The following is a 25,830-nucleotide window of genomic DNA, read 5'->3' as shown; positions in this document are numbered from 1 at the left end:
TTCATAACGCCTAAACTCGCATGCTGTTCGTTTTATAACGTGTCTTGCCTGCACTCTTAATCCTTTAAGACAGATGAACAAGGCACAATAAACGTAAGTTTCCGAGCAGAACACTCCCAGATTTCACTACGAACCGAATGCCAGATGCGAAGTTTTTTGAGCCAGATAACTCAGTTACTGCCTAGGCTTATTAGCGATATCGCCGGCTTAGACAGCCGAATTGATTGGCGAACGTACTCCGCATTCTGACCGCAAGGAAGACAACATGCCCTTACTCACCTTCGCGTCGTTCCTGTTCTTTACAGGATTGGTCGCCCTCATCACCTGGCGCATCACGCGTAAAGACGACCATTCCAGCAGCAACGGATTCTTCCTTGCTGGACGTAGCCTGACATTCCCGTTGATCGCAGGCTCACTGCTGATGACCAACCTGTCCACCGAGCAGATGGTGGGCCTCAATGGTTCTGCCTTCACTGATGGCTTGAGTGTCATGGCATGGGAGGTGGTTGCCGTCATCGCGCTGGTCTCCCTGGGGCTGTTCTTCCTGCCGCGCTTCCTCAAGAGCGGCATCACTACCATTCCTCAACTGCTGGAAATCCGCTTTGACCGCGGCACCCAACTGATTTGTAACATCATCTTCCTGATTGCCTATGCGGTGATTCTGCTGCCAATCATTCTGTATTCCGGTGCCGTTGGTCTGCAGGGCATGCTCGACCTGCACTCCCTGACCGGTATTCAGTCTGATACCACCCTGCTGTGGTTGACGGTATGGATTGTCGGCATCATCGGTTCCATCTATGCCCTGTTTGGTGGCCTGCGCACCGTTGCCGTATCCGACACCTTGAATGGCATCGGCCTGCTTGTCGGCGGCTTCGTTATCGTCTACTTCGGCCTGCAGGCCGTCAGCGACGATGGAGGCATCCTGGCAGGCTGGGAGCTTCTCAAGCAGAGCAACCCGGACAAGTTCAACTCCATGGGCACTGCTGAGCAGCAGGTTCCCTTCTTGACGCTGTTCACCGGGGTATTCCTGATCAACCTCTTCTACTGGACCACCAACCAGCAGATCATCCAGCGTACCTTCGCCGCCAAGAACCTGGCGGAAGGCCAGAAAGGCGTGTTGCTGACAGGCCTGTTCAAACTGCTTGGCCCGCTCTACCTGGTGCTACCCGGGATCATTGCCTACCACCTCTACGCCGATCAGGGCGTTCGTGCCGACGAAGCCTACGGTCATCTGGTGTTCAACGTATTGCCCGCACCGCTCACAGGGTTCTTCGCTGCCGTCATGGTCGGTGCCATCCTGTCTTCCTTCAACTCAGCACTTAACTCCACTACCACACTGTTCAGCCTGGGGCTGTACAAGGCCGTGCTGAAGAAGGATGCCACTGACGAACAGGTGGTCAAGGCAAGCAAGGTATTCGGCTGGATCATGGCCATTGCCGCCATGACCATCGCTCCTCTGCTGGCCGGTCAGGAAAGCCTGTTCAGCTATCTGCAGAAGATGAATGCCATCTATTTCATTCCCATCCTGGCCGTGGTCATCGTCGGCCTGCTGACGCGCCGTGTTCCTGCCATGGCGGCCAAGATCTCCCTGGTCGGGGGCTGTCTGTTTATCTTTGCTGGCTACTTCATTCCGCCGTTCAACAAGCTGCCGACCATCATGCATGAATTCCACTTCGTGGCCCTGGTCTTCGTTCTGCTGGTGGCGCTGATGCTGTGGATCGGCAAGATCCGTCCACGTGCCGAAGCCTGGGTGCATGAAGACGCTGGCGCCGTGGACCTGACTCCTTGGAAAGGCGCCATTCCCGCCGGTATCGTACTGGTTGTCCTGGTCATTGCCATGTACATATCCTTCGCCTGACCTGCCCCACACCAGGCCTTCTTACTGACAGCGCCCCGCTCACCGAGCGGGGCGCTGCGGTGTTGGCGACGACTTGAACCACTTGCTCCCGCCCCGAATGTCCTTATTGGTGGGGTATTTGTCATTGATGACATCCTCGTCATCCTCCAGACTCCAGAAACCCCGACATGCTGGAGCTTGCGATGCCTCCCCCTCCTTTACGCCGAGTTGCGATCGTTGCCTATCCCAATTGCCAGGTACTCGATGTCAGCGGCCCTTGGCAGGTATTTGCCAGTGCCAACCAGATGGCCAACCGTCTGCTCTACGACCTGAGCCTGGTGGCCCGAGCGGCCGGCATGATAAAGACCAACGGCGGATTGACGCTATGCGCCGACCAGGATTGGCAGGGACTGGAAGCTCAAGGCGCCCCGGACACGCTGCTGGTAGCCGGTGGCAGCGGTGTCTTTAACCAGTGCCGCCAGCGTTTTCATGTCGATGGGCTACGCAGGATGGCTCCTCACGTCAGGCGCTTGGGAGCCATTTGCTCAGGAGCCTTTCTGCTGGCCGAAGCAGGACTGCTGAATGGTCGCAAGGCCACCACCCACTGGCGCCATTGCACCGACCTGGCCCAGCATTACCCTGATATAGAGGTCCTGCCTGATGCCCTTTATGTAGAAGACAGGGGATGCTTTACCAGCGCGGGGGTCACCGCAGGCATCGATCTCGCACTGTCACTGGTGGAAGCCGACCATGGAACCGAGCTGGCCAGCCGTGTTGCCAGGGAACTGGTCATGTTCCTGCATCGCCCCGGTGGTCAATCCCAGTTCAGTGAGGCACTGCTGCATCAACAACGCGCCGGTCCTCGACTCAGACCTCTGATAGAGGAACTGCACGCCACCCCTGGCAAGGATCATGACATCCACTCCATGGCTGAGCGACTGGCTATCACACCCCGGCACCTGTCGCGTCTTTTCCGACGTCAGCTTGATACATCACCGGGTGAGTATCTGACCCAATTGCGCCTGGAAGCCGCGCGCAGCGATCTGCTTGGTGGGGAACCCTCTCTGGAACGCCTGGCATCGAGATGGCGCCTGGGCGGCGCCGAACAGCTCCGGCGCCTGTTCCAGCGCCATTACGGCGTCTCCCCATCCGTCTATCGGGCACGCTTTGCTGCCAGTCCACCAAATACCGACTCAGGCGCTCTCTAATACGCCCTATACCCCAAGTCCCTCTGTCCCACAAAACCGACTTGCACTATCTTGCTGCTATCCCACTGGAGCTGCTCATGCCCTCATCCGCTAGCGAATCCCGTTCCTTGCCACGCAGTGTGGTCTTGCTGTCTCTATGTCAGGCACTACTGGTCAGCGGCAATATCCTGTTGATCGCTGTATCGCCCTTGATTGGAGACAAGCTGGCACCATCACCCTGGCTGGCAACCCTGCCCATCGCCAGCCAGTGGCTGGGGCTGATGGGAGCCACCATTCCTGCGTCTCTCATCATGGGGCGACTCGGTCGTCGGCAGGGTTTCACACTAGGTAACGTGATCGGCCTGAGTGGCGCTCTCGCCGCAGCATGGACCCTGATGATAGGGAGCTTCTGGGGATTTACCGCCGCCACCTTCGCCATCGGTATTGGCATCGGATTCGGGCAACTCTATCGCTTCGCCGCCACTGAAGCAGCACCGGTGGCTGCCAGGGATCGTGCCATTGGCCTGGTCATGGGCGGTGGGGTACTGGCAGCGTTCTTCGGCCCCTGGCTGGCCCGCCATAGCCAGGACCTGGCCACAACGCCCTTTCTCGGCAGTTTCATCGGACTCGCTGTTCTCTATACCGTGGCCCTGGTGATTCTGCGCTTCACCTCGCTGCCCGTGTCACACGCTCAGCATCAACAAGGGGCTGCTCGACCACTTGGCACGCTACTGCGCCAACCACGCTTCGTACTGGCCGTCATCTCTGCCATGATCGGCTACGGTGTCATGACGCTGTCGATGACCGCGGCGCCCTTGGCCATGTCCCACTCAGGCCACCCTTTCAACCACGTCGCCACGACAATTCAGTGGCATGTACTGGCCATGTTCGTACCTTCCTTCTTCACGGGCCGATTGACCGAGCGATTTGGTCGCGAATGCATGATCATCATCGGATGTCTCTTGCTGATTGCCAGTGCTCTGACGGCGTTTTCTACGCTGGACAGCATTCGTTTCACTGCAGCCATGATATTGCTCGGGCTGGGCTGGAACTTCACCTTCCTGCCCGCCACTGCCCTATTGACGGAATGCCATCGTCCCGAGGAGAAAGCACGGGTACAGGCAGCCAACGAATTCCTGGTGTTTTCCACCGTCGCTTTCGCCTCATTGGCTGCTGGTCCCAGCGCGGTACTGCTAGGATGGTCCGGTCTCAACCTGCTGCTGCTGCCCCTGGCATCGATTCCCCTTGTCGTCATTCTGCTGCAACGCTTGATACCTCAGCGCCATCAGTTGCAATAGACAGGAGCTCAGTGCTCGGCTTCACTTGTGTTTGCACACGGCAGGCCCCAAATTATGGGCTGATATTCTTGCATGGAGCCCTGAATGGCCCAGGACCTGACCCGTGATCTGATGGATTTGATCGAGCGCGGCCGTGATCGTCAGCTACGCCTGGCGGTCACGGGGCTTTCCCGCGCTGGCAAGACGGCCTTTCTCACTTCATTGGTGGATCAACTTCGCCACTCTGGCCTGGAAGCCCGCCTAGATCTGCTTTCTGCTGCCCGTGAAGCACGCCTGCTCGGTGCTCAACGCGTCGCCCAGCAGGATCTCGGTGTACCACGCTTCCCGTTTGACCAGGCCCGCGCAGCACTGGAAGAAACACCTCCGCGCTGGCCGGAACCGACTCGCGGCATCAGCGAGCTGCGTCTCAAGATTCGTTATCGCCCAGCGCGTCAGGCCTGGCTGCGTCCGGAAACCACAGAGCTGACCCTGGATCTGTTCGACTACCCTGGCGAATGGCTGCTGGATCTCCCCTTGCTCGAGCACGACTATCTGAGCTGGAGCCAGGCTCAGTTCGCAGATGCTGGCCCTGCTCGCCGAAGCATGCTGGCCAGCTTTTACGCCGAGGTCGAGGAACTCACCCCTGACGCCGAGATCGACGAGGCTCGCCTGGCTGCCATCAGTGAGCATTATGCTGAAGGGCTCAGGGCTGCACGCGAAGCCGGCTTTTCCGACCTCCAGCCTGGACGTTTCCTGTTGCCAGGAGAACTCCAGGGGGCTCCTGTACTGCAGTTTTTCCCCCTCCCCGGGCTCGCCGAGCAGGATGCGGAAACCCTGGACAAGCTCCCCGAAGCCAGCGTCTATGCTCAACTGGCCAAACGTTTTGCCTATTACCAGAGCCATATCGTACGCCCCTTCTACCGGGAGCATTTTCGGCGCTTCGACCGCCAGATCGTATTGGTGGATGTCCTCGGGGCACTCAACGCCGGCCCTGAACGTTTCGAAGATCTTTCCCGGGCCCTGACGCGGCTGATGCAGAGTTTCAACTACGGTCAACGCAGTCTGTTCTCGCGACTCTTCACGCCACGCATCGATCGCCTGGCCATCGCTGCCACCAAGGCTGACCATGTCACACCCGAGCAGCACCAACACCTGGTTGCTCTGCTTGAAGCCTTGCTGGCAGAGCCATTGAAGAACCTGAAATACGCCAATATCCCGGTCAAAGCGCTTTCTCTGGCATCTATCCGGGCAACCGAGGCGCGGGAGGTCTCCCATCAAGGACACAGCACCCCGGCCCTGAAAGGTACGACACTGGATGGTGAATCCCTGCTGACCTTTCCCGGTGAAGTACCATCGCGATTGCCTACCGCAGACTTCTGGACACGCCAGGGCTTCGATTTCATTGCCTTCCGCCCCCAACAGGCAGCACCCGGAGCCCTGCCTCACATTCGCATGGATGCCGCACTGGAGTGGCTGATCGGAGACAAGCTCACATGACATCACCACAGGACGATCAGCGCCCTCAGGACCCTCGCCCAGGAATACGCTTCAGCGATGCCAAGCCACGCTCACCCGAGGCTCCTCGTGTCGATCCGCAACCTGGACTGCGCTTCGATGCCGAGCAACCTAGCCGCCAACTTCCGGTCGCCCGCGAAGGCGACGGTGCCTCTGCGAATGATCCAGCGCTTGAGCCTATCCTGCGTCCACGCAAGCGCCGCTGGGGACTGCTCGCTGTGCTTGCTGGAGCAGCTGGCCTTGGTACGGCAGAGCTGATTACCGGGCTGCCCGCCGCGCTGGCTGGTGGTGACTGGCTCAATACCGGCTGGCAGATACTGGGATTGGGCGTCATTGGCCTGGGAACGGGCGCACTCGGCCGAGAACTGTTTCGCCTGCGTCGCCTCAAGCGCCACGACAACCTGCGCCAGGACCTCTCCGAGCTGCCCCGACTTTCGCCCAAGCACGCCAGTGCTCTGGTCGAACGCCTGCGCCAGCAGCTTGCTCTGCACGACGACCATCCACACTGGCAGGCCTTCAGCAACGCGCGGGAGGCCCATCATGATGGCCGCGATCTTGCCGAGCTCGTCCAGCATCACTTGCTGGCTCCCCGGGACCGAGAAGCCCGTCGATTGATCTCGAGGATGAGCAGCGAAACCGCCGTCATGGTGGCGGTCAGCCCGCTTACTCTGGTGGATATGGGGCTGGTGGCCTGGCGCCACCTGGCCATGATCGATCGTATCTGCCGTATCTATGGCCTGGAGCTTGGCTACGGCGCCCGCCTGCGGTTATTGCGCAGCGTGCTGTATCAAATGGCATTTGCCGGTGCCACTGAACTGGCCACGGATGCCAGCATGCAGATGCTGACCCTGGACCTGGCCGGACGACTTTCCGCACGCGCTGCCCAGGGACTGGGCGTCGGCCTGCTGGGGGCCCGTCTCGGACTGCGTACCCAGCAACTGGCCCGCCCTCTCGCCTTCACTCCGAATGAGCGCCCCCGCCTCACGGACCTGCGCAAGGAACTATGGCAACAACTCAAGAGAATGGAGGCACCGAAGAAGGGACAGGACTGAAAACACGGAATGGATGTCTGGCACAGGAAAAGACCTTCTCAAGACAAGGCAAAATTTCAACGCCGCATTGCCAAGTACAGGCATTTTGTAGATACCGACAAGCAAGGAAGCAAAGAATGACAGCTACTCTCTACTGGGCCATTGGCACAGTTGCCTTTGGCCTCGTGATGCTCGCCCTGGCCATTTACCTGGGTACCCGAGGCGTCACTGGATCTCGCCCCCTGCGCCGTTCATCTGATAACAGCGCCCCCATTGTCGTCGGTAATGGCACATCTTCGGCTTACGCCGTTGACGACAGTTCCAGCAATTGCAATACCGATACTTCCAACCGGATATCTTCAAGCAGCAGTTGCGATTCAGGAGGGAGCTTCAGTGGTGATTCTGGCGGCGGTGGGGGTGGAGATGGCGGAGGTGACTAACCACTGACGACAAGCGCCGTCGCCAGCACTTGTCGAAAGGAGCACCAGAACTTATGCCAGACGCACTTATGCCAGACGTACTTCGCTTTGCGGATCAAAAAGCACCGCGCGACGCATATCCACCTGCAGTTCCAGCCGTTCACCAGGGCGAGCGCGACAGTCCGGCCCTACCCGGGCAGTCACCTCCCCCTCCCCCAGGGGCAGATTGATCAGCACATCGGCACCGGTTGGCTCCACGACCCCGATCACGGCGGCCATGCCTGTGCCTGCCCCGGAATGCCCGCCTGCTTCGCTCAAATGTTCCGGACGCAGTCCCAGCATCATCTTCTGCCCGACGCGCGAAGCCAGCACATCGGTGTCCCGCTCGGCCGGCCATGGCAAGACCAGGTCTTGCTGTTCTGGCGTACTGATGCGCAGTGCGTAGTTGCCTCTACCGCCTTCCAGCACAGCTTCGACGAAGTTCATTGCCGGCGAGCCCATGAAACCGGCAACGAACATATTGATGGGGTCATTGTAGATCTCATCCGGCGTACCAAGTTGCTGCACCTGTCCATCACGCATCACCGCAATACGATCCGCCAGTGTCATGGCCTCGATCTGGTCATGGGTGACATAGACGATGGTGGTGCCAAGACGCTGGTGCAGTTTCTTGATCTCGGTGCGCATCTCGACACGCAACTTGGCATCCAGATTGGAAAGCGGTTCATCGAACAGATAGATCTGCGGCTCTCGGGCCAAGGCACGGCCCATGGCCACTCGCTGTCGCTGTCCTCCCGACAGTTGAGATGGCTTGCGATCCAGCAGATGCGATATCTGCAACAGGTCGGCAACCCGCTGCACCGCAGCTTCACGCTCGGCCTTGGGCATCTTGCGCATCTCCAGGCCGAAGGCGATGTTGCCACGCACGGTCATGCTGGGATAGAGCGCGTAGGACTGGAACACCATGGCGATATCTCTTTCTGCCGGCGTTCGCCAGGTGACATCCTCGCCTCCGATACGAATCTCCCCAGAAGTGATCGGCTCAAGGCCAGCGATGGCATTCATCAGGGTCGACTTGCCGCAGCCTGATGGCCCTACCAGAATCAGGAATTCTCCAGAAGCGATGGAAATGTTGACGTCCTTGAGGACATGAGTCGAACCGAAGCTCTTGTGCAGTTGATGTATTTCCAGAGCGGACATGATGAACTCTCGTCGCTGAATTGTCGTTGTAATGAACGTCAGCCCTTGACCGAACCAGCGGTAAGGCCCCGCACGAAGTACTTGCCAGCCAGCACATAGACCACCAACGTTGGTAGCGCAGCAATCATCGCTGCCGCCATGTCGACGTTGTATTCCTTGGCACCGGTGGAGGTATTGACCAGGTTGTTGAGTGCTACCGTCACCGGCTGAGTGTCATGGCCCGAGAACGCCACCCCGAACAGAAAGTCGTTCCAGATCTGAGTGAACTGCCAAATTACCGAGACCACGATGATCGGAGCCGACACCGGCAACAGAATGCGCCAGAAGATGCGGAAGAATCCGGCGCCATCCAGCTTGGCCGCATTCACCAGCTCATCGGGGATACCCACATAGAAGTTGCGGAAGAACAGGGTGGTGAACGCGATGCCAAATACCACATGCACCAGTACCAACCCCGAGCGCGAGCTGGCCAATCCCAACCAACCCAAGGTCTGGGCCATGGGCAGCAGCACGACCTGAAAGGGGATGAAGCAGCCAAACAGCATCATCGCGAACACCAGGTTCGAGCCCTTGAAGCGCCACTTGGTCAAGGCATAGCCATTGAGCGCACCGACCAGCGTCGAGATGATCACGGCAGGAATGACAATGGCAAAGGAGTTCCAGAAATAGCCCCCGACCCCTTCACAACGCATGCCCGTACAGGCCTCTCCCCAAGCCTTCACCCAGGGTTCGACGGTCGGCGACCGGGGTAGCGCCAACAGGTTTCCCGGAGTGATTTCGGCTAGCGGTTTGATGGAGGTCAACAGCATGACCACCAGAGGCATCAGGTACGCCACAGCAGCAACGATCAGCACGGCATAAAGTAGTCCGCGCAGAGCCTTGGCTGCGGGTGTTTGACGACGAATCACCTGTCCTCGGCGAATGGCATCAGACATCGCGCTTGCTCCTCAACTCGCTGTACAGATATGGCACCAGAATCGCCAGCACGCCCCCCAACATCAGCATGGCACTGGCCGACCCCAGGCCAATCTGGGCCCGAGTAAAGGCATGGGCGTACATGAAGGTAGCGGGTAAATCCGAGGAATAACCGGGCCCGCCGCCGGTCAGCGCTACCACAAGGTCAAAGCTCTTGATGGCAATGTGCGACAGGATCATCACGGCACTGAACACCACCGGTCGTAGACAAGGCAGAATCACTCGCCTATAGATGCGCGGGAGACTGGCTCCATCGAGCTGGGCCGCCTTGATGATCTCGTCATCGATACCGCGCAACCCGGCCAGAAACAGTGCCATGACGAACCCGGACGCCTGCCATACTGCCGCGATGACCAGTGTGTAGACTGCCATGTCAGGCTGTACCAGCCAGTCAAAGGTGAAGCTGTCGAATCCCCAGCTGCGTACCATGGCCTGGATGCCCAACCCGGGATTGAGCAGCCACTTCCACACCACCCCGGTAACAATGAAAGACAAGGCCATGGGATAGAGATAGAGGGTGCGCAAGGTGCCTTCCTGGCGAATGCGCTGATCGAGCAGAATGGCAAGCCCGGCTCCGATGACCAGACAGATGGCAATGAACAGGCCGCCAAAAATGGCCAGATTGGAGGCAGCGACCCACCAGCGCTCATTGGCCATCAGGCGGGCGTACTGACCGAAACCGACAAAATGGTAGCTCGGTAACATGCGTGAGTTGGTCAGGGACAGGACAAACGTCCAGATCATGAAGCCATAGACGAAGAACAGAGATATGGCGACGGAGGGAGCCAACACCAGCCTGGGCAGCCAGGATTGCAGACTGGCAGAGACGGAGTGGCCCCGAGTACCAGCCTGAGCCGGTACCTGAGATGTGCTGATGGGCATCGCAGAATTACCTCAACATGCCTCGACAACCGCGCCCCTGGCCTGAGTTGCCCGACCAGGGCCGCGAATGGGAGAGTCGGTTCCCGGATCTAGAACGCCAGACTGGCAGCCTGCGCCAGACGCTCGGACGCCTGTTCGGCGGTCATCGACTCATCGTTGAAGTAGTTGGTGATGATATCGAAGAAGGCTCCCTGAACGTCGCTTCGCATCGCCATGCGATGGGCAACACTCGGCACCAGGGTGTCATTGGCCTGAGCCGCCTTGAAGTCTTCCATGGAACGCTGGGCACAGCTGTCGAAATCGCCCATGTCGAGGTCCGGACGTGCCGGAATCGAGCCCTTGATCTTGTTGAAGGACTCCTGGAAGTCCGGTTCAAGAATCAGCCGTGCCAGTGTTTTCTGAGCCTCGGCAGCACTTTCATCTTCCAGCTGGAACATGGCGAAACTATCGATATTGAAGATGAAATCGGCATCAGTGCCAGGCACCGGCGCGCACACGTAGTCGCTGCCTGCCTTCATGCCTGCTGCGGAAAACTCCCCCTTGGCCCAGTCCCCCATGATCTGCATGGCCGCTTGACCGTCGATGACCATCTTGGTCGCCAGGTTCCAGTCTCTCCCGGGCATGCCTTCGTCCATCAACTCGCGCAGACGCTTGAAGGTATCCAGCGCTTCAATCATGGTCTCGCTCTTCAGAGTATCCTCGTCCAGTTCCACAAAGGCGTTGCGATAGAAATCGGCGCCTCCCAGGCTCAGTACGACGGTCTCGAAAGTGGTGGCGTCCTGCCACGGCTGACCACCATGGGCCAAGGGAACGTAACCGGCCTCACGCAGCTTCTCGCCCGCGGCAAACAGCTCATCCCAGGAGGTAGGCACCTCCACTCCTGCAGCCGCCAGCACTTCCGGATTGGCCCATAGCCAGTTGACACGATGCACGTTGACCGGCACAGCCACATAGTGGCCGTCATACTTCATCATGTTGGCCACAACGTCCGGCAGCAGTTCGTCCCAGTTCCCCTCCTGCGCAACATCATCCAGATTGCCGAGCAGGCCAAGTTCTCCCCATTCCTGGATTTCTGGACCATTGATCTGAGCGGCGGATGGAGGATTCCCGGACATGGCACGTGACTTGAGCACCGTCATGGCACTGTCGCCGGCACCACCGGCAACGGCGAAGTCCTTCCAGGAATGCCCTTCCTGCTCCAGCAGATCGCGCAGTGTACCGACTGCCTCGGCCTCCCCTCCGGATGTCCACCAGTGCAGAACCTCTACCTCACCTGCCTGAACCGCCGTCGTTGTCAGGGCGGCGGCGGTGGCCACGGCCGCGCAAGTAAGACGCAGCATCGGGAAACGCAAGCGTGCGGGCATGATGTCACTCCTGTTTATTGTCTTGTTATGTAGCGGCACCCGAGGCACCGCCTGACAATACGCTAGCGCATCCCGCTTCCTTCTTGGGTTACGTAGTAATGGATAATCTTACGAGGCTGTAATATTTCGCCGCGTCAAGACTTCCATGACTTCCTGACAGGCCCCCATGGTGTGGTAATCCACCTTGCCGGCAGGACTCTTCTCATCGGAATAGGCCTGGTTGTCCGGGGTCAGGATGCGATACCAGGCGCCATGGCGATGGTCGATCATATGGGCCCAGCTGAAATCCCACAGACGGCGATACCAGCGCCAATACACGGCCTTGCCTGTCGCCTCGCCAAGGCGAGCCGCAGCCGCAAGGCTCTCGGCCTGGACCCAGAAATACTTGTCGCCATCACAGACCTTTCCCTGCAGGTCCAGGCCATAGACCAGGCCGCCGTGTGTGCTGTCCCAGCCGGCCTCCAGCGCCGAGACAAACAGGCGTTCGGCAGCAGGAATCAACCAGGCATCATCACGATGTCGCGCCAGAATGGCCAATAGCTTGGCCCACTCGGTCTGATGGCCAACCTGATAGCCCCAGGGGCGGAACAGATGCTTGGGGTCATCGCGGTTGTAATCGAGATCACGCCGCCATTGCCGATCGTAATGTTCCCAGATCCAGCCATTCGGGTTATCACGAGGATCACCAAGATTGGCACGCACCAGGGCATTGGCAATCGCCATGGCCTGATCCAGAAAATGCACTTCGCCAGTGGCCTCATAAGCGGCAATCAACGCCTCACATCCATGCATGTTGGCGTTCTGCCCCCGGTAGTCCGAAAGCTGCCAATGGGCGTCGGCCTCATCGGCGAAACGGTTCCACTGCGGCTCCCAGAAACGCCGCTGAAGCATGGCATGGACACGATCGACCCCCTGCCGAGCCTCTTCGACTCCCGCACGATATGCCTCGGCATAGGCCAGCAGCACAAACGCCAGGCCATAGCAGTGATGGGTACTGTCCTCGACAACACCATCCTTTAGCGTCCAGGCATAGCCTTGCTGTTGAGACTGAAAGTGCTGACTTTCGAGAAATTTCAGGCCATGGCGTACCCAACGCAGGTACTCGGCATTTTCTGTCTGGCGCGCAAAGCGTGCATAGGTGACAACGAAACGTGCACTGGAGACCAGGTGGCGATGGCCTTTTTCATAGACCTCACCATCATCCCGAAAGTACTGATAGAAACCACCATGAGGATCAATGGCCCGAGGATGGTAGAAGGCCATCGTCTTGCGTACATGCTGATCGAGAAAAGCGGGATCGAAATAATTCATTGCAGCATCCTCCTTTGATCACCACAGCCTACGCCAAGTCCTTTGCTGAATTCTTTTACCAAGTGTTGCAAAGGGCCTGGCACGACAAATTGGCTGCCACTCCGATTAATGTGCAAAAGGACCTGGGCGAGGCATGCGGATGGACACTTCCAGCCCACCGCCCAGACCGTTGGTCAGCACCAGAGTCCCTGCGTGTGCTTGAATGATATGACGGGCGATGCTCAAGCCCAGCCCACTACCGCCTGTATGGCGACTGCGCGAAGGTTCCAGGCGTACGAATGGCTCGAAAACCCGATTCATCTGTTCCTCGGGAATACCTGGACCATGATCATGTATCGTCAACGTCAGCACATCCGGGCTGTCTTGCAGTGTGACTTCCGCACTCGTGCCGTAGAACACGGCATTTTCCAGCAGATTGGCAAGTGCCCGCTTTAATGCCAGAGGCTTGATCAGCAGCGGTTCTGCCTTGCCTTTGATGCTGACCCGGCCTCCCAGCAGAGCGACTTCCGTGGAGAGGTGTTCCAGCAGAGGCCTGAGTTCACAAGGTTCAGCATGTTCATGCATATCCAACCCCTTGACCGAAGCCAGGGCACCGCGCACCAGTTGGTCCATCTCATCCAGTGACGCGGCGAAGCGTTCGCGCTGTAGCGGATCATCCAGCATCTCGGCACGCAACCGCATACGGGTGATCGGAGTCTTGAGATCGTGAGAAATCGCTGAGAACAAGCGCTCACGCTCCTCCACCTGATGCTGCAGCTGTCTCTGCATGCGATTGAAGGCCGCCGCCGCCGTGGCCACTTCTCTGGGACCAGTCTCGCGCAACGGCTGCGCATCCAGGTCATTGCCCAGGCGCTGGGCAGCCCTGGCCAGACGTCCCAGCGTGCGTGTCGCACTGCGAATCCCCAATGCCGACAACCCAATGACCGTCACCAGCACGACCAGCAATACGAATAGCCGATCATGGGATAGCCAGAAATCATCATGGAAGATACCGGGCATCGGCATCAGGGTCGCCACATACAGCCACTGCCCTCCTCCCAGGGGCAGTTGCACCACCAGAATCGGCTGATCTTGCGTGGCGCTCAACAAGGTATGCTGCCCCCAACGAGGAGGCATCTCGGCCAGCAGTACTTCCGTACTGAGTAAACGCAGATTACGAGGATGGGAAAACTCCACCGTCACTTGGGATACCCCAAGCTCCCGATGCAACACTCGACGCATGGTATCGACGACCAGCTCCTTGGCCGGGCCATCACCAATATCCATGACCGGCAAACGATGATCGTTGACGCTGACAAAGAAACGCGTGCCACCCATGTCACGCAGCTGATCCAGGGCAACATGGCGATAGGCATGGGGCAAGGAACGGAAGAAACGCACCGTGGAAGCCACGCTGTAGGCCAGGTTTTTCGACATTTCATCCACACGCGCGTTCTGCTCCTCACTCTCCTGGGCACTCCACCAGGCATAACTCATCACCTGAGCCCCCAGGACACCGATGACCATGATCAACAGAAAGCGCCCGCGCAGAGTCCGCGGCAGGATGCGCATCAGGCCAGCGCCTCAACCCGGGCTGCCAGCACATAGCCCGCGCCCCTCACCGTACGGATCAACTGAGAATGCTGGGCATCTTCACCCAATCGCTGACGCAAGCGGCACACATGCACGTCCATGGAACGATCCAGCGGCGGAGCCGGACGCCCCCGTGTCAATTGATAAAGGTCTTCACGAGACAGGACTTGTTCTGGGCGATCCAGAAACACCTGCAACAATTGAAAGTCCGCGCCACTGAGAGGCAAACGTTCCCCGTCATGCCCCATCAGCTCACGGCTTACTCTATCGAGGCGCCAGTCGCCAAACGCCAGCACCCGAGCCTTGTATGGTGCCAGGCTGACTTCACGGGGCTGGCAGCGACGCAGGACCGCCTTGACCCTGGCCAGTAGCTCCCGAGGGTCGAATGGCTTGCACAGATAATCATCAGCTCCGAATTCCAGCCCTAGAATGCGGTCTGTGTGATCATCGCTTGCCGTCAGCATGATGATGGGCAGATCGCCCTGCTTGCGTAGATGCTGGCATACCGCGAATCCATCCTCGCCGGGCATCATCAGGTCGAGAATGACCAGAGCCGGTATTGCTTCCTCAAGCAAGCGATAAAGCGCTTGGGCATTTTCAGCAATGCGTGCCGAGTACCCATGACGACCCAGATAATCGGCAAGCAGCTCACAAATTTCGGGATCGTCATCGACGACGACAATAGGCGCGCTAGGTGTGTTCATGGAAGTCTCTGAAAGCGCTTGTCTCAAGGCAAGATACCTTAGCCAGCGCCACGAGTTATCACGATTGCACCATGGTGGTAGAGGCTGCAGGCCTTGCGGCAGGCAGACCTAGCTCACTGCTGGCGTCAAACCAAAGCGCTCACGTAGCCGCACCGCCACGGCATGCTCTGCGTGGTGGCCAATGACCCTGGCTCCTGGCACTTCCGTCGCCAGCCTCGGATGAGCATTGGCCATCACATGACCTTCCCCTGCCAGAGCCAGCATTTCCATGTCATTGAGGTTGTCACCAAAGGCCAGGCAACGATCGGCAGGAATGCCAAGGTCATCGAGCAATGCCGCAACCGCAGTTCCCTTATTGACACCTGCGGCCATGATCTCGAGAGAGTTGGCCATGGAATAGGTAATGTGCAGTGCCTCCCCTGCCACCAGCCTCACTGCGGACTCGAGCTCTGCCAATGCTTGGGGCTGACCGATATACAGCGCCTTGCCAATGCCTTCTGCGCTCATTTCCGGGCTGGCCTCCACGCGATAGCCAAACCCCGTAGCATCGTGCAATGCGAGCAGCCCCGGGGCATGGTCGTCAATCACCCAGGCGTCATCGCGATAAATATTGAGACGCACACCATCTGGACGCGGCAATCCAATCAATGTCTGGGCAATCTCCGACGTCAGATAGTGCCGGCGCAGGCACAGGCCCTTAGGGTTCAATGTCCAGGCACCATTGCTGCTGATGATGTGTGCATCGATACCAAGGCGGTCACGGAAAGCCAGCATGTCGAGATGATGCCGACCGGATGCCAGGGCGATATGGTGCCCTTGGCCAGCCAGCTCCCGTAGAGTGGCTATAGTGATCTCGGCCAGATCATGATCGGCACCGAGCAAGGTACCATCGAGATCGGAAACGATCAGGTGTGCATCCATGAAATGAAGAACCTCCATTACGCCCAGCCCTTGGCGGTATTGCCTGTGGCATTTGCCATGCCCAGATTACCGTGTCTCGACGCAAACGGCACGCCAAGAGGCGTGCCGTTTGCATTATCGGGGCTTGGGTACGTCAGCTCAGTCGCTTGCTGCCAGACCCGCCCTTTTCAGACACCCGGCAAGTCCAGCCGCCCTGTCACCAACGATCAAGTGCCAGGTACTGTCACCAATACGCATCGCAGCGTGGCAACCAAGATGCGTCAATGCCTGCTCGTCGATATTGCCATTGCCCGCAACGGTGACACGCAAACGGGTAACGGCACAGGCTTCAAGCTCGCGCACATTATCCTGGCCGCCCAAGGCCTCTTGCCAGGCCGACAGATCATCGGCGCTGAGCTCGAGTGCCGGAACCGTTGGCTCGTCGACCCGGTTGTCGGTTGCGGAGACCACTGGAGCGGCTTGCCCCATGGCCGTCATCGCAGTACGAATTTCATCTGCCACACTATCCGCAATCGGCCCTAGTATGACCTGAAGGCCTCCGCCTGCCAGATGCAGGATACCGCGGGCTCCCAGTGCCTTCAGGGTCGCCTCGTCAATCCTGTCGGGCTCAGCCAGGACCAAGCGCAAGCGAGTCGTGCAGGCGCCCACGCTGGCCAGATTGTCAGCGCCTCCCAAGGCGACGACAAAGGCCGGGCCACGCTCGTCCAGGGATACTGTCGCGGCAGTACCTCCTCCATCCACCAGAGGCTCACGCCCTGGGGTTGGCAGATTGAAGCGTACGATCGCCCAACGGAAGACAAAGTAGTAAATCGCCGCCATGGCCAGGCCCAACGGAATCGCCATCCAGCCGTTGGTCGACAGGCCATAGGACAAGGCATAGTCGAACGCTCCTGCAGAAAAGGTGAAACCCAACTTGATATCGAGCCACTGGGAAATGGCCATGGCCACCCCCGTCATCACCGCATGGAAGGCATATAGCAACGGTGCCAGGAACATGAAGGTGAACTCGATCGGCTCAGTCACTCCCGTCAGGAAGGCCGTCAGAGCCAGGGACATCAGCAGGCCTCCGACCTGGGCACGACGCCCCTTCTCGGCCGTGTGATACATCGCCAGAGCGGCGGCCGGAAGGCCAAACATCATCACCGGGAAGAAGCCGGTCATGAATCCACCTGCAGTCGGATCACCAGCAAAGAAGCGATGTAGATCACCGGTCGCACCATCGTAGCTGCCGAACACGAACCACACGAAACTGTTGAGCACATGATGCAGCCCGGTAACGATCAACAGGCGATTGAGCGCACCGTAGACAAATTTGCCCAGGGCTCCCGCATCGATCAACCAGTGGCCGAGGGTATCGATACCTTGCTGAATTGGCGGCCATCCCCAGCCAAGCGCGATCCCCAGCACGACACCTGCCAGGCCAGTGGCAATGGGCACAAAACGACGACCACCAAAGAATGCCAGATATTCCGGCATTTGAATGGCCTTGAAGCGATTGTAGAAAAGACCTGCAACAACCCCCATGAGGATACCGGCAAGCACACTCATGTTGATGCTCTCATCGATACTCTTGAGTACAGCATCGAGCACCAGATAACCGATGACACCCGCGAGTCCAGCAGCGCCGTTGCTGTCATTGGCAAGCCCGACGGCTACGCCAATGGCAAACACCAGCGGCAGGTTGGCGAAGATGGCATCACCCGCGCCGGCGATGAACGCAATATCCAGCAAGTCCGGTTGTCCCAGACGCAGCAACAGGCCGGCCACCGGCAACACCGCAATAGGGAGCATCAGTGAACGCCCGAGCAGCTGTAACGCGGCCATCAGGCGAGATCCAAGTATTTTTATCATGATGGGATCCTCTCCGGGGTAACCTCAGAATTGAGCGCAGCATCGACCAGCGGCGCCAGCTCGTGGCGTACCGCTGCGGCATCCGGCAGCGCCAGCAAACGCTCCAGTTCAGATGCAATGATCCGACTATCCAGGCGACGTACTCGTGCCTTGACCGCGGCAATACGCGATGGCTCCACCGACAGTTCATCGACGCCCATGGCCACTAGCAAGGGGCCCGCCAGTGGATCGCCCGCGGCAGCACCACACACGGCCACTGGACAGCGTCCTGCTGTGCCCTGCAGCGCGGCCTGGATCAAGCGCAGTATTCCCGGATGCAACACGTCGGCACGGGCGGCCAACAGAGGATCTTCCCGATCCATGGCGAGGCCATATTGAGTCAGGTCATTGGTGCCGATGGAGAGGAAGTCTGCCGCTCTTGACAGGCTACCTGCGCACAAGGCTGCACTAGGTACCTCGATCATGGCGCCAAGCAGTGGCAACTCGGTCAAATGCATCTCGGCGGCCGTGACTTCCATGCGTTCACGCACCCATTCCAGCTCACTGACATCCGAGATCATCGGCACCATGATGCGCAGATGGCGCAATGGCTTGACGCCCAGCAATGCACGCAATTGGGTATCCAGCAATTCAGGGTTGCTCTGCCACAGGCGTGTACCACGAATTCCCATCGCAGGATTGGGGGCAGAAGGCAGGCTGACATAAGACAGCTGCTTGTCGGCACCAATATCCAGGGTACGAATGACCAGAGGCTTGGCGCCCAGAGCGTCGATGGTCGCCTGATATTCAGCCAGTTGCTGGGCTTCTCTTGGTGCCTGGTCACGTCCGAGGAAAAGGAACTCGCTGCGCATCAGACCGACACCATCGGCACCATTGGCATGAGCCTGACGAGCCTCCTCACTGGAGCCGATATTGGCCGCCACTTCGACAACGCGCCCATCACAGGTCACCGCTTCATGATGCGCTTTCGCTCTCTCGGCTTCCGCCTGGGCCCGACGACTGGCAAGTGTCTTGCCTACCTGCTCCAGGCGCTCGTGGTCTGGCGTGGTCTCCAGCTTGCCACTATCCGCATCCAGTACCGCGACACCTTCACACAGATGACTGATGGCATCGCCCATGGCGACCAGACAAGGCAGCTCTCGGGCGCGTGCCAGAATGGCCAGATGGGATGTCACACCGCCCGCTTCCAGACACAATCCGGCCGGGTTCTGCTCACACAATTCGACAAAGGCAGACGGCGTCAGGTCCTGAGCCAGAACAATGGCGCCCTGAGGAATACTGCCTACCAAAGATTCGGCATCTTCGAGATTCGTGCAGAACTCCATCATCACATGGCGTTGCAGGTCCTGTAGGTCGGCCACTCGCCCCGCCAGAATCTCGTTACCACTGGTACGCAGCTTTTCCGCTTCTTCATCGAGCGCCTCACGCCAGGCCTGCCCAGGACTCAGGCCTTGTTCCAGGCGGCCTACTGAGACCGCAATCAACCCCGGGTCATCCAGCAAAGCCAGATGCGCATCGAAGACTTCTGCTTCCGCTTTCTTGCCAGCTACCTCGGCCGCATGACGAGCCGCTTCCAGCTGTCCGCCGACCTTTTCCAGCGCCGCCATCAGTCGCGGTTTCTCGACGTCGACGCCCTGTCCCTTTTCGGGTACTTGAGGCAAGCGCATGCTGAGCCTGGCCAGCGGCCCGCTGGCCAGACCGGGGCTCGCTACCAGGCCAGCCAACTCTCCCTCACCCAGCTCTGCCACCAATGGTGCCAACGACTTGGGTATGGCTGCATGGCCTTCCGCTGTGGTCAACAGCGCCATTGCCTTGGTCAATGCCTGCTCGGCACCGTCACCGTCCACAACGAGAGTCACCTCGCTGCCACATACCAGTCCCAGGTTCATCAACCCACTGACACTGTTGGCACTGGAGGAGCGGCCCTCTCCGTAGACCACGAGCGTGACGCCATGCTCCTTGGCAATGCTGCGCAACCTCGCTGCCGGGCGTGCATGCAAGCCGGTTTCCAGCGCCAACGTCAAGCGGCCCTCCTTGCGCGTACCGGATACAGGAGTGGCACTGCTGGCTTCCACTTGCGTATCGCTCAAGGTCAGCAGCGGCTCCCCCTGTGCAATCACCACACCAGGTTCCGCTTGTCCTTCCAGACACCAGCCAGCGCTATCCAGTACGACCATCGGCGTGATCAAGGAGGTGGCTTCACGGGCCAGCTTGTCCGGATCGAAGCGACACAGAGGCTGTCCAGCCTCGACCTGCTGTCCCAACTTGACCAGAGCTTCTATGCCCTGTCCCGCGAGGGCCACGGTGTCCAGGCCAAGATGGACCAGGACTTCAATGCCGCTTGCATGACGCAAGGTAAATGCGTGCTGAGTCCTGGCACATTGAATGACTTCGCCATGACAGGGGGCGCACAAGCAATCACTCAGCGGGTCCAGGGCAATACCATCACCCAGGGCTCCCTCGGAAAAGACTGGATCCGGCACTTCCGCCAAGGGGACGACAATCCCCTTGAGCGGTGCAACCAGTGTGATTGTGGAGGATGACATGATCGGCTCCGTTACCTGGTAACAGGTAGGCTGGTTGGATTTATCGTTATTCGCTCAGAGCGTGCAGGTGACTTTCCTCAGATGACGCGGCTGGTCCGGATCAATGCCCCGGGCCTGTGCCAGATGCGCCACCATGGGATAGAAGCTCTGGATGACCGACAACGGCTGCAGCGATTCATGTCCGGTATCGGCCAAAGTGAGGTGACGTTGGGAAACGCGCTCATCCGCCGCCAGCAACACCCGAGCCCCCACGCTACCCAGCCATTCAGCCAACTCCAGCAACCCTGCCTGTTCCGGCCCAGGAGGTGCGAACACCAGCACTGGATATCCAGGCTCGATCAATGCCATGGGGCCATGACGTACTTCTGCACCACTGAACGGCTCGGCCTGAATGGCACAGGTTTCCTTGAACTTGAGTGCAGCTTCCTGGGCAATGGCCAGACCAGGGCCGCGTCCAATCACCATCAGACGTTCGCTGTTGCGCAGTACGTCCAGTGCTGAACTCCAATCCTGGGCAGCCGCCTCACCAAGACGGTCGGGCAGTTCCTCTAGGGCCCCCAGCAGAGTCTGATCATCATTCCAGTAGGCCATCAGTTGCGCTGCCGCGGACAGAGTGGCCAGATAGCTCTTGGTAGCCGCCACGCTGCGCTCTTCTCCGGCGAATAGCGGAATTTCAACATCGCTGATCTTGCCCAAAGGAGATTCCGGCGTATTGACCAGTGCCAAGGTCAGGGCTCCTCCCTCTTTCAATGCCTTCTGACTGGCCACCAGGTCCGGACTCTGGCCGGACTGGGAAATCGCTATGGCAACTTGCCCATCCAGTTTCCAGGGGGCATTACTGAGCGTGGACAGGGACGGCGGTAACGAAGCAACCGGGATTCCCCTGCTCTGCATGCACAGGTAGGCCAGGTAGCTGGCAGCATGATCAGAGCTGCCTCGAGCCACAGTCATCGCGGCTCGGGGCGCTGCAGAGCGCAGACGCTCCCCCAGCTCACCCAGCACTGACTGATTGCGTACCAGTTGGCCACGCACGCGCTCCGGCGCATTCAGCGCCTCTTCAAGCATGAGAGACATAGGATTCTCCAGATACGAGACTACCGCCCACATGGACGGACAATAGGTTGAGCTCAGCGTCAAACTCCGCGACGTCGGCTTGTGCCCCCACACTCAGGCGACCGATATCGTGCCGTCCAAGGAAATCCGCGGGGTAGAGAGAGAGGCGATGTGAGGCTTCTTCAAGCGTCAGGCCCAGGCTGACGAAATTACGCAGAGCCTGGTCCATGGTCAGAGTGCTGCCTGCCAAGGTGCCATCTGCCAGCCGAACGCCTCCAAGGCATTTGGTGACTGTCTGTGCACCAAGCTTGTAATCACCATCTGGCATACCTGCAGCTGCCGTGGAATCCGTCACGGCATAGAGACGGGGAATGCAGCGCAGGGCCGTTCGAATGGCGCCGGGGTGCACATGCAGCAGGTCAGGAATGAGTTCGGCATATTCGGCATGAGCCAGGGCCGCACCCACCATTCCCGGCTTACGGTGATGCAATCCGGTCATGGCATTGAATAGGTGCGCGAAGCCGCAGGCACCATGCGCCATGGCTTCGACACCTTCCTCATAGCTACCGAGGGTATGTCCGAGCTGAACGCGCACCGCCTTCTCACTGAGATAGCGAATCACGTCGTGATGCCCGGACAATTCCGGCGCCAGGGTCACCAGCAGTATCGGTGCCAGAGCCAACAGCTCATCAAGCTCGGCAATGGTCGCCACCTGGGCTTGTGCGGGTTGTGCCCCAAGCTTGCCCGGGTTGATATAGGGGCCTTCCAGATGTACACCGATCACCCTCGCAGCCTGTGGTTCGGGCGCGTCCATATAGCGAGCGATATCATCGAGCACCTGGCGAATCTCTGGCTGGGCAGCCGTCATGGTCGTCGCCAGCAGGCTGGTAGTGCCAAAGCGCACATGGGTGGCCGCCAAGGTGGCGACGGCATCCCCCCCTTCCATGGTGTCGGCTCCCCCACCGCCATGGACATGCAAGTCGATAAAACCCGGCAGGAATCTTGGCAGGTCATTGTCGGCGGGATCCACCAGATGGCCTTCAATGGCAGCGATGCGACCATCCACCATCTTCAGTTCACCTAGCAGCCAACCCTCCGATGTCAGGATGTTGCCATGTAGCGTGGAGGAAGATCGGGACATGGGATTCTCCTAGCGCGCCAGTTCGACGCTGAAGTCGTAGTAATCGGTACGGCAGTAGGTCACCGTCAGCTCGGCCGGAGTGCCATCAGCCAGATACCCCAGACGCGTGACCTTGAGCAGCGCCTGACCGATAGGTACCTCAGCCAACCGGGCCAGCTCCTCTCCTGCGTTCACTGCCGTTATCTGCTGCTGAGCGCGAACAATGGGCTGCCCGGCGTCTTCCAGACAGCGGTACAACGAGGTCTCCACCACACGTGGGTCAGGCATGACGGTGATCGGCATGCAGGTTTCCTCCACCGCCATCACAACGTCATCAGCCAGACGCAAGCGTTTGAGTCTGGCCACCTGCGCATTGGCAGGCAGGCCCAGACGCAGATTTTCCTCACTGCTCGGCCGGCATAACTCCCGGACCAACCATTCTGAACGTGGCGCAAACCCTCTTTGAGTCAGCATCTCGCTGAAACTGACCAAGCGGGCGAGCGACTGATTCATGCTGGGACGAATGAAGGTGCCAGACCCACGATCACGCCGGATCAGGCCACTTTCCTCCAACTGGTCCAGAGCATTGCGTGCTGTGATTCGGGATACCGCCAGAGCCTCGGCCAGATTGCGTTCCGAAGGCAGGGCTTCTCCTGCCTGCCACTCCCCTGAGCGAATGGCGATTTCAAGCTGGCTGGCCAATTGGCGGTACAGCGGTGTCGCCAGGGAAGCGTCGAGTTTCAGGCGTTCGAATCGTGAATCCATGCGGGCATCTCGATAGTCGTCAAGGCGATGGCTGTATAAGCGTCAACTGCAAGGGCAGCAGCTGTCAGGACATGATCCATTGATGAGCAAAAGGTCATGACCGGATCTGCATAGAACCAATATAGAACCAATATGCCCTTCAAGCCATACCACTTGAATACCAATTTAGTCGCATACCCATCCAAACTTTGCCCTAGCGCACATTCATGTGCCCCAAGAGTGCTACAGGCGCCCGCAAATCGTTGATTTGGCGTAGTCGGCCAGTTCAGGGTTTGGCCCCAGCTCGAACAATCCGTATAGTGGCCTCCTTACTTCTCGCCACTCGATCGTGACCATGCTGCAGAACAACGCCTTGCTGGCTCAGCTCAAGCAACAGATCCGCGAAAACACTCCACGTGTCAGCGGTGTCATCAAAGCAACGGAAAAGGGCTTCGGTTTTCTTGAAACCGATGATGGAGAGTCCTACTTCGTACCGCCCCCTGCCATGAAGCAGGTTCTGCACGGTGATCGTGTCGAAGCCGTCCTGCATGAAGATGGTGAGCGCAAGTCGGTAGAACCCGACACGTTGATCGAAACCAATATGGAGCGCTTCATCGCCCGGGTGCAAAAGCGTGATGGGCGCCTGGCCGTGGTGCCGGACCATCCGTCGGTCAAGAATGTGCTCAAGGCTCGCATCAAGCGTGGTATCGACGAAGATGACATCGCTAACGGTGACTGGGTCGTGGTACGTCTGGTGCGTCACCCGCTCAAGCCTGACGATCGCGCCTTCTTCACCCAGATCGATGAACTGGTAGCCAAGGTCGATAACCCGGCAGTGCCGTGGCGTGTAACATTGGCCCGTCATGCACTGGAGCAGGAATGCCCGGATGCAGGCAGTGACTGGGTCCTGCGTGATGAAGGCCTGGCTCGAGAAGACCTGACAGCAGTGCCCTTTTTCACCATTGACGGCGAAAAAACCCGCGACATGGACGATGCCCTGAGCATCGAACCCCGCGAACAGGGTGGCTGGACACTGTCCGTGGCCATCGCAGACCCCACTGCCTATGTGGAAGAAGGCCACGCCGCCGATCTGGAAGCCCGTACCCGCGCCTTTACGGTCTACCTGCCTGGCCAGAACGTGACCATGCTGCCGGAGCAGCTGGCCGACGATCTGTGCTCACTGCATCAGGACCAGGAGCGTCCGGTTCTCGCCTGCAGCCTGGAGATCAACGCCGATGGCAGCCTCGGGGGCTATCGTTTCTTCGCTGCCACCATGCGCTCACATGCACGCTTGATCTACGATCAGGTCTCCGACTGGCTGGAAAATGAAGGCCAGAGCGAATGTGCTCCAGCGGATAACATTGCCACACAGCTCAAGCTGCTGCGTGACATGACAGAGGCACGAAGCTCCTGGCGTGAGCAGCACGCCCTGGTGTTCAAGGACCGCCCCGATTATGTCTTCGACCTGGATGAGGCCGGTAATGTGCTGGCCATCCGCACGGAAGAACGGCGCATTGCCAACCGCATGATCGAAGAGTCGATGATCGCAGCCAACGCCTGCTGTGCAGACCTGCTGGCTACCCATGTGGGTCACGGCATCTTCAATGTCCACCGTGCTTTTGATAACGATAAGGCAGAAGCTGCGCAAAGCTTCCTGGCAAGTCAGGAAATCGATGTCGAGTGCGAAGCGCTGACCGACCTGGCTCGCTACAAGGAACTCAAGCGTGCGCTGGAAAGCCGCGATGATGCCTGGCTCGATGCCCGTCTGCGCAAGTTCCAGGGCTTTACCAGCATGTCCGCCCAACCGGGCCCTCACTTCGGCCTGGGTCTGCCGGCTTACGCCACCTGGACGTCCCCGATCCGTAAATACGGCGACATGGTCAACCATCGCCTGATCAAGCGCGTCCTCAAGGGCGAGCAGGCACCCGCCGAAGCCAGTCAGCAGCTCACCGAGCAGCTGACCGAGCGTCGCCGCCTGAATCGCATGGCCGAGCGTGATGTCAAGGATTGGCTGTACGTACGCTATCTGGCCTCGGCAGCAGTTTCAGGAGAAACGTTCGATGCCGAGATCATCGCCATCAATCGTGGTGGCATGCGTGTGCGCCTGACAGCCAATGGCGCCACGGCCTTCGTCCCTGCCCCCCTGATGCACGCCGACCGTGACAAGGTGGCGGTGGATGACAAGGAAGGCCGTATCCAGATCGAAGGGGAAGAACGCTTCAAGCTGGGCGACCAGATTCAGGTCGTCTTGACCGAAGCTCGCGAGGAGACCCGCTCATTGGTGGCTCGCCCTGCTGCCTGATCCTCTCCTCTATGCTATA

At 59.1% G+C, this 25,830-nt stretch carries 20 protein-coding genes; 7 read left to right on the top strand and 13 right to left on the bottom strand.

Annotated features, from left to right (window positions below; genetic code table 11):
• Window positions 1-265: 265 nt before the first annotated feature.
• The 6 genes from E4T21_RS05765 (at window position 266) to E4T21_RS05740 (ending at window position 7,287) form a co-directional block, all read left to right on the top strand.
• Window positions 266-1,858 (top strand): solute:sodium symporter family transporter, encoded by a 1,593-nt coding sequence (locus E4T21_RS05765; protein ID WP_149284113.1) that lies wholly within the window; start codon window positions 266-268, stop codon window positions 1,856-1,858.
• Between the two features lie 182 nt (window positions 1,859-2,040).
• A complete protein-coding gene (locus E4T21_RS05760) occupies window positions 2,041-3,045 on the top strand; it encodes a GlxA family transcriptional regulator (RefSeq protein ID WP_149284112.1) in 1,005 nt (334 codons plus the stop codon).
• 107 nt (window positions 3,046-3,152) lie between these two features.
• The gene (locus tag E4T21_RS05755) at window positions 3,153-4,322 is read left to right on the top strand and encodes an MFS transporter (RefSeq protein WP_149287061.1); all 1,170 of its coding nucleotides are present in this window, start codon (window positions 3,153-3,155) and stop codon (window positions 4,320-4,322) included.
• An 84-nt stretch (window positions 4,323-4,406) separates the two neighbouring features.
• Window positions 4,407-5,798, top strand: a complete 1,392-nt coding sequence (locus tag E4T21_RS05750; protein ID WP_149284111.1) for a YcjX family GTP-binding protein — start codon at window positions 4,407-4,409, stop codon at window positions 5,796-5,798.
• Window positions 5,795-6,868, top strand: coding sequence for a YcjF family protein (locus E4T21_RS05745; protein ID WP_149284110.1), 1,074 nt, complete (start codon window positions 5,795-5,797; stop codon window positions 6,866-6,868). The genes E4T21_RS05750 and E4T21_RS05745 overlap by 4 nt, the downstream gene beginning before the upstream one ends.
• A gap of 116 nt (window positions 6,869-6,984) precedes the next feature.
• Window positions 6,985-7,287 (top strand): hypothetical protein, encoded by a 303-nt coding sequence (locus E4T21_RS05740; protein WP_149284109.1) that lies wholly within the window; start codon window positions 6,985-6,987, stop codon window positions 7,285-7,287.
• A 66-nt stretch (window positions 7,288-7,353) separates the two neighbouring features.
• On the opposite strand, the gene E4T21_RS05735 is transcribed toward E4T21_RS05740, so the two are convergent.
• From E4T21_RS05735 to E4T21_RS05675, 13 genes are all read right to left on the bottom strand, one after another.
• Window positions 7,354-8,466, bottom strand: coding sequence for an ABC transporter ATP-binding protein (locus E4T21_RS05735; RefSeq protein ID WP_149284108.1), 1,113 nt, complete (start codon window positions 8,464-8,466; stop codon window positions 7,354-7,356).
• Between the two features lie 38 nt (window positions 8,467-8,504).
• Window positions 8,505-9,401: a carbohydrate ABC transporter permease gene (locus tag E4T21_RS05730; protein ID WP_149284107.1), complete on the bottom strand. Its 897-nt coding sequence runs from the start codon at window positions 9,399-9,401 to the stop codon at window positions 8,505-8,507.
• On the bottom strand, window positions 9,394-10,323 hold the full coding sequence (locus E4T21_RS05725; RefSeq protein ID WP_149284106.1) for a carbohydrate ABC transporter permease: 930 nt from the start codon (window positions 10,321-10,323) through the stop codon (window positions 9,394-9,396). The genes E4T21_RS05730 and E4T21_RS05725 overlap by 8 nt, the downstream gene beginning before the upstream one ends.
• 89 nt (window positions 10,324-10,412) lie before the next feature.
• A complete protein-coding gene (locus E4T21_RS05720; RefSeq protein WP_149284105.1) occupies window positions 10,413-11,687 on the bottom strand; it encodes an ABC transporter substrate-binding protein in 1,275 nt (424 codons plus the stop codon).
• Window positions 11,688-11,795: 108 nt separating this feature from the next.
• A complete protein-coding gene (locus E4T21_RS05715; protein WP_149284104.1) occupies window positions 11,796-12,998 on the bottom strand; it encodes an AGE family epimerase/isomerase in 1,203 nt (400 codons plus the stop codon).
• 105 nt (window positions 12,999-13,103) lie between these two features.
• On the bottom strand, window positions 13,104-14,549 hold the full coding sequence (locus tag E4T21_RS05710) for a sensor histidine kinase (protein ID WP_149284103.1): 1,446 nt from the start codon (window positions 14,547-14,549) through the stop codon (window positions 13,104-13,106).
• Complete coding sequence (locus E4T21_RS05705) at window positions 14,549-15,274, bottom strand: response regulator (RefSeq protein ID WP_149284102.1); 726 nt, start codon at window positions 15,272-15,274, stop codon at window positions 14,549-14,551. The genes E4T21_RS05710 and E4T21_RS05705 overlap by 1 nt, the downstream gene beginning before the upstream one ends.
• A 108-nt stretch (window positions 15,275-15,382) precedes the next feature.
• Entirely contained in the window at window positions 15,383-16,195 is an 813-nt protein-coding gene (locus E4T21_RS05700; protein WP_149284101.1) for a Cof-type HAD-IIB family hydrolase, read from the bottom strand.
• A 138-nt stretch (window positions 16,196-16,333) separates the two neighbouring features.
• Complete coding sequence (gene nagE / locus E4T21_RS05695) at window positions 16,334-18,046, bottom strand: N-acetylglucosamine-specific PTS transporter subunit IIBC (RefSeq protein WP_149284100.1); 1,713 nt, start codon at window positions 18,044-18,046, stop codon at window positions 16,334-16,336.
• Window positions 18,043-20,592: a phosphoenolpyruvate--protein phosphotransferase gene (ptsP, locus tag E4T21_RS05690; RefSeq protein ID WP_149284099.1), complete on the bottom strand. Its 2,550-nt coding sequence runs from the start codon at window positions 20,590-20,592 to the stop codon at window positions 18,043-18,045. Before ptsP ends, nagE begins: the two co-directional genes overlap by 4 nt.
• 54 nt (window positions 20,593-20,646) lie before the next feature.
• Entirely contained in the window at window positions 20,647-21,666 is a 1,020-nt protein-coding gene (locus E4T21_RS05685; RefSeq protein WP_205423462.1) for an SIS domain-containing protein, read from the bottom strand.
• Window positions 21,650-22,786 (bottom strand): N-acetylglucosamine-6-phosphate deacetylase, encoded by a 1,137-nt coding sequence (locus E4T21_RS05680; RefSeq protein ID WP_149284098.1) that lies wholly within the window; start codon window positions 22,784-22,786, stop codon window positions 21,650-21,652. The genes E4T21_RS05685 and E4T21_RS05680 overlap by 17 nt, the downstream gene beginning before the upstream one ends.
• Before the next feature lie 9 nt (window positions 22,787-22,795).
• Window positions 22,796-23,530 (bottom strand): GntR family transcriptional regulator, encoded by a 735-nt coding sequence (locus tag E4T21_RS05675; RefSeq protein ID WP_149284097.1) that lies wholly within the window; start codon window positions 23,528-23,530, stop codon window positions 22,796-22,798.
• Between the two features lie 334 nt (window positions 23,531-23,864).
• Here E4T21_RS05675 and E4T21_RS05670 point away from each other — a divergent pair, with 334 nt between their 5' ends.
• Window positions 23,865-25,811 (top strand): exoribonuclease II, encoded by a 1,947-nt coding sequence (locus E4T21_RS05670; RefSeq protein ID WP_149284096.1) that lies wholly within the window; start codon window positions 23,865-23,867, stop codon window positions 25,809-25,811.
• Window positions 25,812-25,830 lie beyond the last annotated feature (19 nt).

Origin of the sequence: Halomonas binhaiensis, assembly GCF_008329985.2 — a bacterium.
GTDB classification, from domain to species: domain Bacteria; phylum Pseudomonadota; class Gammaproteobacteria; order Pseudomonadales; family Halomonadaceae; genus Halomonas; species Halomonas binhaiensis.
The sequence above is the reverse complement of the archived record's forward strand: the minus strand, read 5'-3'. Positions and strand labels throughout refer to the sequence as shown.

Coding starts and splice junctions, on each gene's coding strand:
- E4T21_RS05765 (WP_149284113.1), top strand. CDS start 266: ATGCCCTTACTCACCTTCGCGTCGTTCCTGTTCTTTACAGGATTGGTC.
- E4T21_RS05760 (WP_149284112.1), top strand. CDS start 2,041: ATGCCTCCCCCTCCTTTACGCCGAGTTGCGATCGTTGCCTATCCCAAT.
- E4T21_RS05750 (WP_149284111.1), top strand. CDS start 4,407: ATGGCCCAGGACCTGACCCGTGATCTGATGGATTTGATCGAGCGCGGC.
- E4T21_RS05745 (WP_149284110.1), top strand. CDS start 5,795: ATGACATCACCACAGGACGATCAGCGCCCTCAGGACCCTCGCCCAGGA.
- E4T21_RS05740 (WP_149284109.1), top strand. CDS start 6,985: ATGACAGCTACTCTCTACTGGGCCATTGGCACAGTTGCCTTTGGCCTC.
- E4T21_RS05735 (WP_149284108.1), bottom strand. CDS start 8,466: ATGTCCGCTCTGGAAATACATCAACTGCACAAGAGCTTCGGTTCGACT.
- E4T21_RS05730 (WP_149284107.1), bottom strand. CDS start 9,401: ATGTCTGATGCCATTCGCCGAGGACAGGTGATTCGTCGTCAAACACCC.
- E4T21_RS05725 (WP_149284106.1), bottom strand. CDS start 10,323: ATGCCCATCAGCACATCTCAGGTACCGGCTCAGGCTGGTACTCGGGGC.
- E4T21_RS05720 (WP_149284105.1), bottom strand. CDS start 11,687: ATGCCCGCACGCTTGCGTTTCCCGATGCTGCGTCTTACTTGCGCGGCC.
- E4T21_RS05715 (WP_149284104.1), bottom strand. CDS start 12,998: ATGAATTATTTCGATCCCGCTTTTCTCGATCAGCATGTACGCAAGACG.
- E4T21_RS05710 (WP_149284103.1), bottom strand. CDS start 14,549: ATGCGCATCCTGCCGCGGACTCTGCGCGGGCGCTTTCTGTTGATCATG.
- E4T21_RS05705 (WP_149284102.1), bottom strand. CDS start 15,274: ATGAACACACCTAGCGCGCCTATTGTCGTCGTCGATGACGATCCCGAA.
- E4T21_RS05700 (WP_149284101.1), bottom strand. CDS start 16,195: ATGGATGCACACCTGATCGTTTCCGATCTCGATGGTACCTTGCTCGGT.
- nagE (WP_149284100.1), bottom strand. CDS start 18,046: ATGATAAAAATACTTGGATCTCGCCTGATGGCCGCGTTACAGCTGCTC.
- ptsP (WP_149284099.1), bottom strand. CDS start 20,592: ATGTCATCCTCCACAATCACACTGGTTGCACCGCTCAAGGGGATTGTC.
- E4T21_RS05685 (WP_205423462.1), bottom strand. CDS start 21,666: ATGTCTCTCATGCTTGAAGAGGCGCTGAATGCGCCGGAGCGCGTGCGT.
- E4T21_RS05680 (WP_149284098.1), bottom strand. CDS start 22,786: ATGTCCCGATCTTCCTCCACGCTACATGGCAACATCCTGACATCGGAG.
- E4T21_RS05675 (WP_149284097.1), bottom strand. CDS start 23,530: ATGGATTCACGATTCGAACGCCTGAAACTCGACGCTTCCCTGGCGACA.
- E4T21_RS05670 (WP_149284096.1), top strand. CDS start 23,865: ATGCTGCAGAACAACGCCTTGCTGGCTCAGCTCAAGCAACAGATCCGC.